Source organism: Pseudoflavitalea rhizosphaerae (genome assembly GCF_003991355.1).
GTDB classification, from domain to species: Bacteria; Bacteroidota; Bacteroidia; order Chitinophagales; family Chitinophagaceae; genus Pseudobacter; species Pseudobacter rhizosphaerae.
The window spans coordinates 457,440-472,707 of record NZ_RCSU01000003.1 but is presented as its reverse complement, the minus strand read 5'-3'; the positions used below and the strand labels follow the sequence as shown (position 1 = coordinate 472,707).

The 15,268-nt window shown below is 46.8% G+C and carries 13 protein-coding genes and 1 riboswitch; of the genes, 4 read left to right on the top strand and 9 right to left on the bottom strand.

Annotation, left to right across the window (positions count from 1 at the left end; translation table 11 throughout):
• The first annotated feature begins 7 nt into the window (after window positions 1-7).
• A complete protein-coding gene (locus tag D9Y29_RS07670) occupies window positions 8-1,534 on the top strand; it encodes a RagB/SusD family nutrient uptake outer membrane protein (RefSeq protein WP_127126657.1) in 1,527 nt (508 codons plus the stop codon).
• 10 nt (window positions 1,535-1,544) lie between these two features.
• On the top strand, window positions 1,545-2,666 hold the full coding sequence (locus tag D9Y29_RS07665; protein ID WP_127126655.1) for a TlpA disulfide reductase family protein: 1,122 nt from the start codon (window positions 1,545-1,547) through the stop codon (window positions 2,664-2,666).
• 180 nt (window positions 2,667-2,846) lie between these two features.
• Here the strand turns inward: D9Y29_RS07665 and D9Y29_RS07660 are convergent, their stop codons facing one another.
• From D9Y29_RS07660 to D9Y29_RS07640, 5 genes are all read right to left on the bottom strand, one after another.
• Window positions 2,847-4,103, bottom strand: a complete 1,257-nt coding sequence (locus D9Y29_RS07660) for a homoserine dehydrogenase (RefSeq protein WP_127126653.1) — start codon at window positions 4,101-4,103, stop codon at window positions 2,847-2,849.
• A 39-nt stretch (window positions 4,104-4,142) separates the two neighbouring features.
• A complete protein-coding gene (queF, locus tag D9Y29_RS07655) occupies window positions 4,143-4,583 on the bottom strand; it encodes a preQ(1) synthase (protein WP_127126651.1) in 441 nt (146 codons plus the stop codon).
• A 12-nt stretch (window positions 4,584-4,595) separates the two neighbouring features.
• The gene (locus D9Y29_RS07650; RefSeq protein ID WP_127126649.1) at window positions 4,596-5,783 is read right to left on the bottom strand and encodes a trans-sulfuration enzyme family protein; all 1,188 of its coding nucleotides are present in this window, start codon (window positions 5,781-5,783) and stop codon (window positions 4,596-4,598) included.
• 246 nt (window positions 5,784-6,029) lie between these two features.
• Window positions 6,030-6,150, bottom strand: a riboswitch (SAM riboswitch).
• Window positions 6,151-6,251: 101 nt separating this feature from the next.
• The gene (locus D9Y29_RS07645; RefSeq protein ID WP_127126647.1) at window positions 6,252-6,899 is read right to left on the bottom strand and encodes a porin family protein; all 648 of its coding nucleotides are present in this window, start codon (window positions 6,897-6,899) and stop codon (window positions 6,252-6,254) included.
• A gap of 131 nt (window positions 6,900-7,030) precedes the next feature.
• Complete coding sequence (locus D9Y29_RS07640) at window positions 7,031-7,708, bottom strand: YiaD family glycine zipper/OmpA-like lipoprotein (protein ID WP_127126645.1); 678 nt, start codon at window positions 7,706-7,708, stop codon at window positions 7,031-7,033.
• Between the two features lie 351 nt (window positions 7,709-8,059).
• Here D9Y29_RS07640 and uvrA point away from each other — a divergent pair, with 351 nt between their 5' ends.
• Window positions 8,060-10,951 (top strand): excinuclease ABC subunit UvrA, encoded by a 2,892-nt coding sequence (uvrA, locus tag D9Y29_RS07635; protein ID WP_127126643.1) that lies wholly within the window; start codon window positions 8,060-8,062, stop codon window positions 10,949-10,951.
• 19 nt (window positions 10,952-10,970) lie between these two features.
• A complete protein-coding gene (locus D9Y29_RS07630; protein ID WP_127126641.1) occupies window positions 10,971-11,492 on the top strand; it encodes a 5' nucleotidase, NT5C type in 522 nt (173 codons plus the stop codon).
• A 254-nt stretch (window positions 11,493-11,746) separates the two neighbouring features.
• On the opposite strand, the gene D9Y29_RS07625 is transcribed toward D9Y29_RS07630, so the two are convergent.
• From D9Y29_RS07625 to D9Y29_RS07610, 4 genes are all read right to left on the bottom strand, one after another.
• The gene (locus tag D9Y29_RS07625) at window positions 11,747-12,154 is read right to left on the bottom strand and encodes a T9SS type A sorting domain-containing protein (RefSeq protein ID WP_127126639.1); all 408 of its coding nucleotides are present in this window, start codon (window positions 12,152-12,154) and stop codon (window positions 11,747-11,749) included.
• 65 nt (window positions 12,155-12,219) lie between these two features.
• Complete coding sequence (locus D9Y29_RS07620) at window positions 12,220-13,173, bottom strand: DUF6089 family protein (RefSeq protein ID WP_127126637.1); 954 nt, start codon at window positions 13,171-13,173, stop codon at window positions 12,220-12,222.
• Window positions 13,174-13,327: 154 nt separating this feature from the next.
• Window positions 13,328-13,786 carry a GNAT family N-acetyltransferase gene (locus D9Y29_RS07615; protein ID WP_127126635.1) on the bottom strand — a complete coding sequence of 153 codons (459 nt, stop codon included), beginning with the start codon at window positions 13,784-13,786 and terminating at the stop codon, window positions 13,328-13,330.
• A gap of 19 nt (window positions 13,787-13,805) precedes the next feature.
• Window positions 13,806-15,095, bottom strand: coding sequence for a replication-associated recombination protein A (locus D9Y29_RS07610; protein ID WP_127126633.1), 1,290 nt, complete (start codon window positions 15,093-15,095; stop codon window positions 13,806-13,808).
• Window positions 15,096-15,268: the final 173 nt, after the last annotated feature.

Here is a 15,268-nt window from a genome sequence, read left to right as displayed (position 1 = left end):
AACTATTATGTTCAATCGAAAATATTATCTATTCATTGCTGCGGCATTCATGCTGGGATCCTGCAAAAAATACCTCGATGTAAAACCGAAAGGAAGACTGATCCCTGCAACAGTAGCTGAATTTGACAAGCTCCTCGATAATACCAATACCGCTGAATCCAATTTTCTGGACCATAACAAAGGCTCCATGCTCACTTCACTCGGTGATAATATAGAGATCACGGAAGGACAGGGAAAAGTGGGCTTTATTCTGAACAGCCATCCCAATGTGGAAAGATACTATGCTTACATTTTTCGTCAACCCTACAAAGATCCCAATAATCATGATCAGTTCTGGAGCGAAGGTGTATTGGGCATCTATCCGCAGGTATCCTATTTCAACAACCTGATTGAAGGTATTCGTGGCATTGGTCAAAAAACAGAGGAAGGAGAATTGGCGGGTAAAAGATCCATTGGCCAGGCGCTGGTTGCAAGAGCCTGGTGTTATTTCAATGCCAGTATGATCTACGGACCGGTTTACAAACCGGGTGCAGACAACTCTGCTAAAACAATCCCTTACCTCCTGGGTACAGATATCAATCAGCAGCTTCCCGATCTTTCAACCACACAGGAAGTATTTGACAAAGTATTGAAAGAACTGCATGAAGCCCTGCCTTATCTTCCTGCAAGAGCAGGCTGGCCTTCACGCGCCAATAAGGCCACAGGTGAGGCGATGCTGGCATATTACCATCTCTTCACCCGCAAGTACGATAGTGTACTGCATTATACAAATCTGGCATTGGCTTCTGTAGGGAATGTCTCGAATGTTATTTATGATTACAATAAATTCAGGCTGGCAGATTCCACACCCTCCAAAAGGACCACCACACTTTTGCTGACACCCCAGGACTCGTATACGAATACTGTGACCAGCAGGGAAATATTGTTCTACCGTGGAACCGACAAAGATGCAGGTATCGGTGGATCGCTTTCATACCCTTCAGCAGAACTGATTGCCCTGTATGATCAGGCAACGGATCTCCGCTTCAATTTGTTCTACCTGAATTCCCCCGGCTACAAAACGCCACTGGGCGGTGGTTATGATGATGGTATGCGTATCAGCAATTACCGTTTCCGCAAAACAAAAATGACAGAGGGCTTCTCCTGGCCTGAAGTACTGCTGATGCGGGCAGAAGCTTATGCAAGAATGAATGAGCTGGGCCTGGCCATTGCCGATCTCAATACCCTTCGTCAATTCAGGTTCAAGACCGGTACGCCGCCATTGACCGCCGGTACACAGGATGAAGTGATCAAATGGGTGCTGGAAGAAAGAAGACGTGAATTGCCGATGGGCGGCTACAAAAGATTCCTCGATCTCAAACGATTTACGCTGGATGCCGGTAAACCCTGGTCAAAAACACAGATCACCCATACCATTGCCGGACAGAACTATACCGCTACGATCGATTCAAAGGATTTTATCCTGCCCATCAGCAATGTTGTACTGAAGTTCAATCCGAATTGGGGTATCCCGCTCGATACCCGTCCATTTTAATTGATGCCTTATGAATAAGAGAAAATTTGTATCGTTTTTCATACTGACCGGCTTTGTTGCTACCGCTATGGCGCAACCGAAAGTTGTAATCAAGGGAACCATAAAGGGAGACCTGAAAGGGAATAAGAAAGTATATGTGTTTGGTGATAATGTGCAGCAGGATTCAGTTGAGATCAGGAATGGCCGGTTTGAGATCCGTTTCCCCTGGCTAAAGGATGCAGTACCTTATATTTATTCAGAATACGATTCGAAACTGAGAAAGGGGCCGCCTTCTTTCCCGGTAGTGGTGGATGGTCCGGGTACAGTTCAAATCAAACTGGATGATGTAACAAAAGGGCTTCGTTCCGGAAAGATCACAGGCAGTCGCTCTGCCATGGCCTTTCAGGATTTTGAAGAAGGAAGGGAAAAGCTCAGGGATTCCATCAAAGCAGTGATGGATGAGCGTAAGCGGGGAGACGGTGGTAAGCAGGATACGGCCTGGAACATGGCTCATCTCCAGATGACCCGCGAATGTTTAATGCCTTATATCAGCCGGTTTGTGGAAGCCCATGCGGATTCTTATATCGGGGCCTTTATTCTTGCACGCTATCAGGCGGTAATTGCTTCGGATGAACTGGAAAAGCTTTACAATATGCTGGGGACTGACCAGAAGAGTACAGCTGCTGGAGAATCAATAGCCATTCGTATAGAAGGAATGAAGAAAGCTGTAACAGGAAACCAGGTAGGTGAGTTTACATTGAATACACCGAAAGATGAGCCGGTTGCTTTCAGCAGTTTTCGTGGGAAATATGTGTTGATAGATTTCTGGAGCAGCTGGTGTGGGCCTTGTAAGGCGTCTTTCCCTCACATGAAAGAAGTGTATAAGAAATATCGAAGTGATCAATTCGAGATCGTTGGCATATCGATAGATGAAGATAAGAGCGCATGGCTGAAAGAACTGAATACGCAGCAACTGCCCTGGCCGCAACTGCTGGACAACAAAAAGATCTATATCAGTGAGTTTGCCGTAACAGGTGTTCCTACCGTATACCTGATCAGCCCGGAAGGAAAGATCATGATGAAGGAGATCGGGTTCGATAAGAATGGAAATGGAAAAATAGAAAACAAGCTGAAAGAGCTGTTTGAAAAATAACAGGGTGCTGGCAGTCGCTCGCCTCCGGCGAGTGACTTGTATTTGTTCGCCTCCGGCGAACACCGCGTCGTCGGAGGCGAGCGACTGGCCACAGCGAAAATAATTGCTATGGAAACGAAGAGGCCGTATCATTGATTTGATACGGCCTCGCTTTATTATTCAATCATTCGATCACATCCCTTAAACTATACCTGCCAGTTCCAGGCTTTTCTTTTTTAGTTTCCTGATCTCCACATCTTCGATGATAGCATCCGGCGAAAGGATCAATGAAGTATTGTTTTCCCTCCACCATTTGTTGCTGCGCAATTCATCGAAGCTCAGCACACCTACCAGGTATTTGCGATCGGTTTCTGCATGCCATTCTTCGATCCACTCGAATTTGTCTTTTGGGATGTATTTCCAGTCGTCGAAGCTAACGTATACGCGCACGTAGAAATCGTTGGTGAGTTCCTGCGGAACGTGGTGGTAGAGTTTTTTGTATTCGTATTTGTACTGGTAGCGGAGTGCGGAGAGGTCGCTCAGTACTGCGGATGCTGTAGGGAAGCTGCCTGCGCCTTTGCCGTAGAAGAATTGTTTGTCGGCAAATCCGCTTTCGATCACCACGCCATTGTATTCGTTCTTCACGAAAGCGAGGTGGTCATCATGTTTGATGAATTGCGGCAATACGAATGCGGCTACTTTTCCATTCTGTAATTTCTTGGCCTGGGCAACCAGTTTGATATCGTAATGTTTTTCGCGGGCAACATTGGCGTCTCCTGCCTGTACGTTCTGGATACCATTGAACACGATATTATCGGGATGTTCAATGATGCCATAAGCGTGTGTGAGGAGGAAGGCCCATTTGTTCACGGCGTCGTATCCTTCCACATCGAGAGTGGGATCGGATTCAGCGAAGCCGAGCTGTTGCGCCAGGATGAGGGCATCGCGGAAGCTCAGGTTCTCTTCGAACATCTTGGTGAGGATGAAGTTCGTGGATCCGTTAACGATAGCTTTGATAGAATGGAGGAGATCGTTATCATAATACTCTTCCAGGTTGCGGATCACGGGGATGGATGCACAGGCGGCGGCTTCGCAGAGGAAGGAGCGGTCTGTTTGTTTTTGCAGTTCCAGTAATTCCGTGAGATGTTCTGCGATCATTTTCTTGCTGGCGCTTACTACATCTTTTCCGTTTTTGAGGGCGGTGGATACGATATCGAATGCGGGCCCGGATTCATTGATCACTTCCACTATCACATTGATCTCGGGATCGTTGAGGAGAACATCTTTATCAGTTGTGAAAAGGGAATCTGGTGCGTTGCGTTTCTTTTCCGGGTTCTTGATACATACCTTCTTTATGCTGGCTTTCAGTGAAGGCGTTTGCTGCAGCACTTTGTAAAGTCCTTCGCCTACTACGCCAAAACCGAATAAGCCGATCGTCAATTGTTTGTGTGCGTCCATCGTTGATGATTATATATTGAGTGTTTTATCAGATAGAGATTACATGGTTACTTCCCATTCGTCTTCAATGAGTTTCCAGTCATTGAAGGCTTCTTTTCCGCCGCGGATCTTCCAGTCGGAGTCGATGGTCAGTTTGGAACTGATACCGCCTCTCGGGTTGCAGATCATCACGAGCCGCATTCGCGCTGGTTCGTAAGCTGCCTGGAGATCATCATAAATGATATTGATCAGTCGCTCGTAGGAAGCAACGATGTTGCGCAACTGGAAGATGTATTGTTTGAGTGATTTCAGTTCTATCACTTTTTTCCCGGGATAGAAGGTGAGGTAGATCACTGCAAAGTCCGGTTGCTCTTTAACACCGAGGAAGGTGAATTCGGGGATTTTGATCTTTATCTCGTACGCCTGGTCTGTAGGGTTCGGGATGCCTTTCAAAATTGTCCGGTCGATGTCTTTGTACGTCTTGATTATTTCCTGGCTCATAATATTAAAAACTTAACAGGCTGCTACTTGCTGTGTATTTGATTTTTTGAGTTTGGCAGCGCTGGTATTGAATGCCTGATCGAGATCGCTGATGAGGTCTTGAACATCTTCGAGGCCGAGGCTGAGCCTGATCAGGCTGTCTGAAACACCCGCCGCCTGGCGCTTTTCGGCGGGGATGGTTTTATGCGTCATGGTGGCTGGATGGCTCACGAGGCTTTTGATACCACCGAGGCTTTCGGCCAGTTTGAACAAATTGGTACTGGTAACAAGTGCAGTGGCTGCATCGAGATGGTCTTTCTTCAATGAGAAGCTCACGATACCGCCGAATCCTTTGGATTGTTTTTTGGCTGTTGCGTGATTGGGATGTGATGCGAGGCCGGGATAATACACTTTGTCAACTGCAGGATGTTGCTCCAGGAATTTTGCGATGGCGAGTGCGCTTTCGCTGTGCTGACGGATGCGAAGGTGTAATGTTTCTATGCCGCGGATCACCAGCCAACTGTCGAATGGCCCGAGGATATTGCCGGTGGCGTTCTGGTAGAATTTGATGCGTGCGCCGAGCCCGGGATCTTTGGTTACTACCAGTCCTGCTATCAGGTCGCTATGGCCTCCGAGATATTTTGTGGCGGAATGCACAACGATATCGGCTCCCAGCAACAGCGGTTGTTGCAGGGCGGGAGTAGCGAAGGTATTGTCCACACAAAGCCAGGCATTGCATGCTTTGGCGATTTTGGCAATGGCTTCGATATCTGAGATCTTCAAAGTAGGATTGGTAGGTGTTTCCAGCCAGATCAGTTTTGTTTTGGGTGTGATGGCATCCAATACTTTGGCGGGATCGGAAGTATCAACAAAATTGATCTTGATACCAAATTGTTCGTACACCTGTGTGAAGAGGCGGTAGGCGCCGCCATAGATATCATCTACGGCAACGATCTCGTCTCCTGTTTTGAGGAGCTTTGCAACCGCATCGATGGCTGCGAGGCCGGACGCGAATGCGAGGCCTGTGGCGCCGCCTTCGAGTTGCGCGATCAGTGATTCCAGAGTGGCGCGTGTTGGGTTGCTGCTGCGCGCATAGTCGTACCCTTTATTCACACCCGGTGCCTCCTGCACGAAGGTGGAGGTTTGATAGATGGGCACGGATACAGCTCCGGTGAGTGGATCAACAGGAATGCTGTGAATGAGTTGTGTTGTCGCTTGCATGATAAACAGTTTTTGTGATGATGCTTTTGTTGTTGTTTTTTTTCAGTGAGCACCATCGTTGATGATTGTTGAATAGACAGTGTTCTGCGACAGCCATTATCAAGAGTGGAGAACGATCGGAGAGCGTTGTTTTGCGGATGTACCGGGGCTGTTAAGCATACCGGCAGGGGCAAAAAAAAACTCTTCCGATAGTCAGGAAGAGCTTTTCAATATGTTTTGAAGGCGTATTGTTTGAAGCTATTATCTGACTTATCAGTCCGTTGTTGAACGGTGGTATTGGCACCTTTTTCTTTCCGGCATTGCTGACGTAAAGAATAGGTTGTCAAGGCTTCATCGGGCCATTTCCCTCTGCCTTTCTTGATAAGAGATGTAAAAAGAACTGGCGCAAAGATAATGAGCAAATCGATATAAACAAAAAAACCTGGAGACCGAAGTCTCCAGGTTGTTATTACGGCGGAATGAGACCGTTTAGAATCTGTAGCCTACAGATACACCGAAGCCGGTGTTCTTGATTTTTTCGTTTTCTGGTTTTTCGCCTTCGAATTTCGGCACCAGATTGAGCATACCTAACTGAGCATTCAGTTGTACAGAGAACTTGTTGGCAAACTCATAACCAAAAAGCAGGTTACCACCAGCATCGATACGCTTCAATGGAACCTTGCCCATGTCTTCCATTTTGGCATCATTGGTGAACTTGATGTCAGCTTCGCCACCATCACCTTTTACTTTGCCTGTGATACCAATCCCTACATAAGGTCCTACGCCAAGCAGAAGTTTACCTTCTCCCAGATCAGCTTTGTAGAGAAAATTTACAGGAACCTCGATATAGCCGAGATTCATTTTTACATCTCCTTCTCCATCAAGTTTTGCTCCTTTGGTGCTGAATAATACTCCTGGTTGAAGATAAAACTCATCAGCGAGAGGGATTTCAGCGTTCACACCAACGTGGAAGCCTACCTTCATTTTGTTCTCAAGTTTGTTATCTTCTTCATCTTTGCCATTCAGATTTGTGAAGTTTGCACCTGCACGAACACCGAAAGTGGTTTTACTTTGTGCGGATACTGCGCCTGCCGTCAGAGCTAAAACTGCGCTAAGAGCCAAAAATTTCCTTTTCATTTTTTGGTTTTTAATTTAAGAATTGAAATTAGGGCTGGATTATAAATAAGTAATTGATCTCAGTTTCCCTGTTTAATTTCAATTTTCTCATGTTAAATAAGCACAATATGCAAAAACGAGTAAAATGCTAATTAATTGTTTGATTCTTTCTTTGCATCAGCTTTCATCTTCTCATTGGCGGTGATCAGGAAGTTCACGCGACGGTTTTGTGCGCGGCCTTCGTCCGTATCATTGGTAGCTACGGGAGCTGATTCGCCATAACCTTTGGTAGTTACACGGCTGGAAGCAACGCCATTCCTGGTGAGATAGCCGGCAACAGAAGTTGCCCTTCTCTGGGAAAGTTGCATGTTATACTCATCGGTACCTCTTGAATCAGTATGACCCTGAACCTCGATGTTGGTATCAGGATACTCTTTCAGGATCTGAACCAGTTTGTTCAGGCTGTTCTCTGTTGCAGGAGTAAGGTCTGCCTTGTCGAAGCCGAACAGTACGGCGTTCTTGTCTGCAAATTCAACAACGATACCTTCACCAACACGCTCAACGGTGGCGCCTGGTACTTCGTTTTTGATCTCAGCAGCTTGTTTGTCCATTTTCTTTCCGATCACAGTACCGGTTACACCACCCACTGCTGCACCAATGATAGCGCCCAGTGCCGCATTACCTGCCACTTTTCCGATGATAGCACCTGCCGCGGCGCCACCTGCCGTTCCAATCACTGCTCCTTTTTGTGTTTTGTTCATGCTGCTGCAGCCAGCTAATAAAACTGAAGCTGCCATAAGTCCTGTCAGGGTGTTTTTGAGTAATTTCATAGTCTTTTTTTTTAATGTAATCAAGGTAACTTTCTAATGAACTGAGTGTTCGCTAATTATCAGAGCGGGCTTCATGATGCTGCAAAACTCATCAAAAAAAGTTACAATCCGAAAATCAGAATATCCACCTGATCTTGAAAACTCATCCTTGCGCTTTCAATTTTTATACCACATTACCATTTTGTCACCTATCTCCTTGAACCTGAGTACCAAAAAGTAGTAAGATTGCTACAACTTTTCCGCCCGCCTTTTGTTCTTATCTTTGATGTTTTCCCGGTTAGGACTGCAATTTGTGTAGATATCTCATTAAAATAATATCCCGGAAAAAATTTAAATACAGCCTCTGCAATTATGGCAAATGTGAAAGTAAACAAGGCAGTGTCAGGTGAAAACGGACAAAATAACGGAACCACACAGCAGGAAATGATCGATGTCTTTGGAGCCCGGGTACACAATCTCAAGAATATCGACATCAGTATTCCAAAAAATAAATTAGTGGTGATCACAGGTATCTCCGGCAGCGGAAAATCTTCCCTCGCATTCGATACCATCTATGCCGAAGGGCAACGCCGCTACATGGAAAGTTTCGGCGCTTATGCCAGACAGTTCATCGGCGATATGGAAAGACCGGATGTTGATAAGATCACGGGACTTTCTCCGGTCATCTCCATCGAACAGAAAACCACCAATAAGAACCCGCGATCCACCGTAGGCACCATCACCGAGGTATACGATTTTATGCGTCTCCTGTACGCACGTATCGGTGAGGCTTACAGCTACAATACCGGGAAAAAAATGGTGAAGTTCTCCGAAGAGGAGATAGTGAGTAACGTGTTCCAGCGCTTCAGCGGAAAAAAGATCACCCTGCTCGCGCCGCTTGTGCGTGGCCGTAAGGGTCATTATCGCGAGCTTTTCGAAGACATCCGCAAGAAAGGCTATCTCAAAGTGAGGGTAGATGGTGAAGTGAAAGACCTGGTGCCGAAGATGCAGGTAGACCGTTACAAGATCCACGATATCGAAGTAGTGGTAGACAGGCTCCCTGTTTCTCCTGATATGAAACTCCGCCTCAGCCAGAGTGTTCAGAAAACTTTGCAGACCGGGAAAGACCTGATGTTCCTCCTGGTGAACGACAGCGATAAAGTGATCCAGTACTCCAAACAACTGATGTGTGAAGACACAGGCATCAGTTACGAAGAGCCTTCTCCCAACTCATTTTCGTTCAACAGCCCTTATGGTGCCTGCCCCACCTGTAAGGGACTTGGGGTGGTCTACCAGGTAAGTATGGACGCTGTCATCCCCGATCCTTCGCTTAGCATCAATGAAGGCGGTATTGCACCATTGGGCGAAGAAAGGGAGAACACCATCTTCAAACAGGTACAACAACTGGCGAAGAAACATAAATTCAAAATGGATGTGCCGGTGAAGGACCTTCCTGCCAAAGCAATGAACATTTTATTGTATGGCAATGAAACCGGACCAGAAGATGAAGAGCACCTCGATTTTGATTCAGTAGATACTGAGGCTAACCTTTACATGACTGAGTTCGAAGGCATCGTTCCCCAGCTCAAACGCTGGTTTGCGGCCAGTTCCAGCGATGCCATCCGGCAGTGGGTAGAACAGTTCATGGAACTGAAAGCTTGCCCCAGCTGCGATGGCGCCAGGCTGAAAAAGGAAAGCCTCTGGTTCAAAGTGGATGGAAAGAATATTTCAGAGCTTAGCGAATTCAATCTTGATAAGCTCATGGTCTGGTTCAATGATATTGAAGACAGGCTGAGCGACAAGCAAAATGTGATTGCGAAGGATATCCTCAAAGAGATCCGCGAAAGAGTACAATTCCTGCTGGATGTTGGATTGACCTATCTTACGCTGAACCGCGCCAGCCGCACGCTGAGCGGCGGCGAGAGCCAGCGTATCCGCCTGGCAACACAGATCGGCTCGCAATTACAGGGGATCACTTATATTTTGGATGAACCCAGCATTGGCCTGCACCAGCGCGATAACCAGCGTCTCATCACTGCCTTGCAGAATCTCCGCGATATCGGCAACAGCGTGCTGGTAGTGGAACACGATAAGGATATTATGATGGCTGCCGATCACCTGGTAGATATCGGCCCGAAAGCCGGCTATCATGGCGGAAGAGTAGTGGCGCAGGGCAATCCGCAGAGCCTGCTGAAACTGGATACGCTTACATCTTCCTACCTCAATGGACATCGCGGCATCGCAGTGCCTAAAGAAAGAAGAAAAGGAAACGGAAAATCCCTGGAGATCAAAGGAGCCAAAGGCAATAACCTGAAAGATGTGAATGTGAAATTCCCGCTGGGGAAATTCATTGTGGTGACCGGTGTAAGTGGCAGTGGCAAGAGCACGCTCATCAATGAAACGCTGTATCCCATCCTCAGCAAACATGCGTACAACAGCCGCATGACACCGATGCCTTACAAGTCTGTAAAAGGACTGGAGAATATCGATAAGGTGATCGAGATAGATCAGTCGCCCATCGGACGTACACCCAGAAGTAATCCTGCCACTTACTGCGGCTTCTTTACTGATATCAGAACTTTGTTTGCGGCAGTGCCAGAAGCAAAGATCCGCGGATACAATGCGGGCCGTTTCTCTTTCAACGTGAAAGGAGGAAGATGTGATGTTTGTGAAGGTGGCGGTATGCGTGTGATTGAAATGAACTTCCTGCCGGACGTGTATGTTCCCTGCGAAAAATGCCAGGGTAAACGCTACAACCGTGAAACCCTGGAGATCCGTTATAAAGGCAAATCCATCAGCGACGTGCTGGACATGACGGTGGAAGATGCCGTAGTATTCTTCGAGAATGTTCCTTATATCTACCGTAAGATCAAAGTACTGGAAGAAGTTGGCCTGGGTTATATCACCCTGGGACAATCTGCTGTAACCCTTAGTGGTGGCGAAGCACAGCGCGTGAAGCTGGCCACTGAACTGGGTAAGCGCGATACCGGTAAAACATTCTATATTCTCGATGAGCCCACTACAGGGCTTCACTTTGAAGATATCCAGCACCTGCTGGATGTGCTCAATAAACTGGTAGAGCGTGGTAATACAGTGCTGGTGATAGAGCACAATATGGATGTGATCAAAGTAGCTGACCATCTTATCGATCTCGGCCCGGAAGGTGGTGATGGCGGCGGCCGCATTCTGTATGAAGGTGTGCCCGAAGGTCTGGTGAACGTAAAAGAAAGTTTCACCGGCAAATTCCTGAAAGACGAATTATAAATTCAGACGAAGGATAATTATGAAAAGAGTTTTGGTTGACATGGATGAAGTGATTGCAGACCCGATGACTGCAATGATCGACTGGTATAAGAAAGAATATGGTCTCGGAGTGGATTACTCGAAAATGAAAGGCTCCTGGGCAAACGGATTCCCAGAACAGCACCAGCATCTTATCAGGGCAAGATTGAATGAGCCCGGCTTCTTCCGCCATCTGCCGTTGATGAAAGACAGTCAGCGTGTGCTGGCTGAGATCAATAAAAAATATGAACTCTTCATCGTATCTGCTGCTACGGAATTCCCCAATTCACTGAAAGATAAGATCGATTGGCTGGGGGATCATTTCTCCTTTATCAGTTGGAAGCAGGTGGTGCTTTGTGGCGACAAGCGTCTTTGCGTGGGGGATTATCTCATCGATGATCATACGAAGAACCTGGTGCATTTTACCGGCAAGCCTTATCTTTTCGATGCTGCACATAACAAAGATGTGGAGGATTATGAAAGGCTGCATAATTGGGAAGAAGTGGCCAACGCTCTCCTGTAAGAGATTATACACTTTATAAAAAAACAAATGGCCGGCAATTGCTCATCGCCGGCCACTGAGGATACTGGAAGAACCAGAAGAAATTTGTTTGCTTTTACCAGTAAGCAAGAGCAGGGAGTGATCAATAAAATCTTTTTTGACTTGGGTACTGAAAATATAGGGAACGGACCAGGTTTGACTCAACCGGATTATTGGATTTTACTAATTTCCCCGCTGCTTACTGGCTATTAGTTATGGAAAAGCAAAGAACTATCTTATAGTACTATCACCTGCCCGTTTTCGATCCGCTCATCATCACTGAACACTTCAAACAGGTAATTACCTTTTTCTAAGTTGCGAACAATAGTGGTCTGATTGTTTTTGATATTCGCCTGCTTAACGAGTTTTCCTTCCACGTTGAACAGGTAGAACTGGTATACTCTGCCTTCTACGCCTTCAGCATTGAAGAACAATGCTTCGTGCTTAGCGTTTGGAAAGAGTTTTACCTTATGTTTTTTACTGGTCACTTTCTTCTGAACAACAATGGAGTCGCGGGTGGCAGCCTGCGGTGAAGCCGGCTGTGCTGCGGCAGAGGAGGAGGTTGTTGCCAGCGTTATTGAAAGCGCCAGGACGGATACAATATGAAACGATCGATGTTTTCTGTAGGGTACAAATAATTGCATAGGCTTATATTAATTGAACAGTGCAATTATTAAAGGGTACGGATCAACTAAAAATTTTATTTGGACTAGAACCTGATCGGACAACGGGTTGAATTGTTATAACCATCACCACTGCCTAACCTGATGCCCAGCTTGATACCAAAAGTATAGTAAGCATCATTCTGAGAGGGGTTCCCTCTTTGTTTTCCCGGAGCGTGGTATGGACTACCATCCACATTCTTATTGGCCATTCTTGTAGCCAGTTGGGCTTTCGCAACGGGGAAGTATTTATAGAACAATGCAGGATCGATATAATCTGTGCTTACACCGTCGATTTGGTCAGTGAAAGTAGTTCTGTGAATTACTTCGGCGCTGAGGCTAACCTTTTCATTGAGGAAATATTTCACACCAACGCCCAGTGGTAAGTTCATCTGCGTCAGTTTTGCAATCTTTCTGTCTGGATACTCTGCAAAGCCCTGACCTTCCAGGCTCAGTGGATTGAGGTCAACATATCTGCCGGTAAGCGGATCTTTTCCCTGTGGATTGAATTTGAAAATACCAACACCTCCAACTGCGTATGGACGCAATTTGCGGAATACATCAGAGGGATCATACTCCAAAAACACTGTTGGATATATTTCTGCCAGCAGAAGGCCTTCAGTGAATCTGGAACGGAAATCCTGGTTACGTGATTTACGGGCTTCTTCATATCCGCCCTTGCCTTTGATGATGGCATCATCACCTTCAAGTTTTCCGAAATTCCCTGCCAGCCTGAATCCGAGCCATTCGGTGGGTTGATAGGTTACATACAGGCCATAAGTAAGGTTGGTCATCGGGAAGTTATTATCCTTGAGGAAGGTGGTTCCCTTTCCTGCGTTACCACCAAGGTCTCCCAAAAAGTTGGAAGGGCCCAGGGTTGCTCCAATTTCCCAGGAAGAAGACTTCTCTCCATACTGGCTGAATGCGGGCAGGCTACCACAGAGAACCGCAAGCGATAATACCCAGCGCTTCCCTACAGAAAAGCGTAGATGCTGTTTCATGAGATATTAGATTTTTAGTTTTCAGACGGTCAATGGATCATGTGTTATATCATCAATAACACCACTATGCGATAGTATAAACGCAGAATTGTGCTTTTTTGTGTGTTGCGCACAAAAAAAATTATTGTTGTGAAATAATTGTGGAAAAGCTTGCTCAGCGCGAGTTATAACGTATCATCTCTATGTGTTCAATATTGTCTTCCAAATAAATTGGACTGGTTTGTTCAAACCCAAGTGAGCTGTAGAATTGTTTCAGGTATAGTTGTGCTCCTATTTTGATATCGTATGATCCCCATCGTAATTTTACCTCATCGATACTTCTTTGCATCAATTCTCTTCCTATTCCGGTACCGCGAACTAACGGAGATGATACCACGCGACCAATAGATGGAAGCTCATAGGAAATCCCCGGTGGCACCAGCCTGGTGGATGCAGCCAATAATTCACCCTGCCATCCCATGAGGTGGGAACATTGCTGGTCTTTATTATCCATATCCAGGAAAACACATTGCTGCTCCACAACAAAAACTTCGCTGCGGAGGCGAAGGATGGCATAGAGTTCAGCAGGTGTGAGCGCTGCAAATGGTTTAACTGACCAGGTGGTAGAAGGCATGATGGCTGTTTAAGTTGGATTAATAACCGTATTTGTCTTTCCAGAGATTTTTCAGATAACGGCGAAGTTCATCTTCCCTGGCATTTTTCCCGGGAGTATAGAATGCGCGGCCCGCCAGTGTATCCGGCAGGTATTCCTGTTGGGCGAAATTATTATCGTAATTATGGGAATACTGGTAGCCCTTGCCATAGTTGAGGTTCTTCATCAGTTTGGTAGGGGCATTACGGATATGCAGGGGCACCGGCAGATCGCCGTGCTGATGCACAGCGGCAATGGCTTCGTTGATGGCCATATAGGATGCATTGCTCTTGGGAGATGAGGCAAGGTACACGGCACACTGGCTGAGAATGATCCTCGATTCAGGATAACCGATCTTATTCACGGCATCGAAAGTGGTATTGGCCATCACCAGCGCGGTGGGATTGGCATTGCCGATATCCTCACTGGCCAGTATCACCAGTCTCCTGGCGATGAATTTCACATCTTCCCCTCCTTCGATCATACGCGCAAGCCAGTATACGGCAGCGTTAGGATCACTGCCCCGGATGGATTTGATGAAGGCGGAAATGATATCGTAATGCTGTTCTCCGCCTTTGTCGTACATGGCAATGCGTTGTTGCGCAATTTCCATTACGTCATTATCAGTGACTACGATGGGATGATCTGCATCTCCAGCATTTCCGGTACTGAGCGTATCGATCACCAGTTCAAAGAGGTTGAGCAGTTTCCGGGCATCGCCACCTGAGATATTGATGAGTGCGGAAGTTTCTTTCAGCTCAATGTTCTTCTGACTGAGCAGCTCATCATCCTGCATGGCATGTTGCAACAGTTTCACCAGGTCTGATTCTTCAAGGGGCTTAAGCACATAAACCTGGCTCCTGCTGAGGAGGGCGCTGTTCACTTCAAAGCTGGGGTTCTCGGTAGTGGCGCCGATCAGGGTGATGGTGCCTTTTTCAACTGCTCCGAGCAGCGCATCCTGTTGTCCTTTGTTGAATCGATGGATCTCATCGATGAAGAGGATCGCTTTATCTGTCCGCTTTGCAATATCGATCACTTCACGAACATCTTTCACGCCTGCACTGATGGCGCTGAGGGTGAAGAAAGGAAGCTGCAGGGTATGTGCGATGATATTGGCAATAGTGGTTTTACCGGTGCCGGGTGGGCCCCAGAGGATCATGGAGGGTACTTTGCCCTGCTCGATGGAAGTGCGCAGGATACTGCCCTTGCCGGCGAGATGTTGTTGTCCCACCAGTTCATCGAGGCTCTCGGGCCTTAGTCGCTCCGCCAAAGGAATGGATGTAGCTGCCATAGGAAGGGCGAAGTTACTAAAAATATTAGCTAATGAAAAGCAAAGTGCAGAGTGTGGCGGGGCTGACTAAAAAGGTTATTACATTTCATTTCGCTGTGCCCACTCGCTCGCCTCCCGGCGAGTGAGTTTTAATTAGTCGCCTCTGGCGACGCGGTGTTCGCCGGAGGCGAACA

Excerpts from the sequence above, each read along its gene's own strand:
- D9Y29_RS07670 (WP_127126657.1), top strand. The coding sequence starts at position 8 with ATGTTCAATCGAAAATATTATCTATTCATTGCTGCGGCATTCATGCTG.
- D9Y29_RS07665 (WP_127126655.1), top strand. The coding sequence starts at position 1,545 with ATGAATAAGAGAAAATTTGTATCGTTTTTCATACTGACCGGCTTTGTT.
- D9Y29_RS07660 (WP_127126653.1), bottom strand. The coding sequence starts at position 4,103 with ATGGACGCACACAAACAATTGACGATCGGCTTATTCGGTTTTGGCGTA.
- queF (WP_127126651.1), bottom strand. The coding sequence starts at position 4,583 with ATGAGCCAGGAAATAATCAAGACGTACAAAGACATCGACCGGACAATT.
- D9Y29_RS07650 (WP_127126649.1), bottom strand. The coding sequence starts at position 5,783 with ATGCAAGCGACAACACAACTCATTCACAGCATTCCTGTTGATCCACTC.
- D9Y29_RS07645 (WP_127126647.1), bottom strand. The coding sequence starts at position 6,899 with ATGAAAAGGAAATTTTTGGCTCTTAGCGCAGTTTTAGCTCTGACGGCA.
- D9Y29_RS07640 (WP_127126645.1), bottom strand. The coding sequence starts at position 7,708 with ATGAAATTACTCAAAAACACCCTGACAGGACTTATGGCAGCTTCAGTT.
- uvrA (WP_127126643.1), top strand. The coding sequence starts at position 8,060 with ATGGCAAATGTGAAAGTAAACAAGGCAGTGTCAGGTGAAAACGGACAA.
- D9Y29_RS07630 (WP_127126641.1), top strand. The coding sequence starts at position 10,971 with ATGAAAAGAGTTTTGGTTGACATGGATGAAGTGATTGCAGACCCGATG.
- D9Y29_RS07625 (WP_127126639.1), bottom strand. The coding sequence starts at position 12,154 with ATGCAATTATTTGTACCCTACAGAAAACATCGATCGTTTCATATTGTA.
- D9Y29_RS07620 (WP_127126637.1), bottom strand. The coding sequence starts at position 13,173 with ATGAAACAGCATCTACGCTTTTCTGTAGGGAAGCGCTGGGTATTATCG.
- D9Y29_RS07615 (WP_127126635.1), bottom strand. The coding sequence starts at position 13,786 with ATGCCTTCTACCACCTGGTCAGTTAAACCATTTGCAGCGCTCACACCT.
- D9Y29_RS07610 (WP_127126633.1), bottom strand. The coding sequence starts at position 15,095 with ATGGCAGCTACATCCATTCCTTTGGCGGAGCGACTAAGGCCCGAGAGC.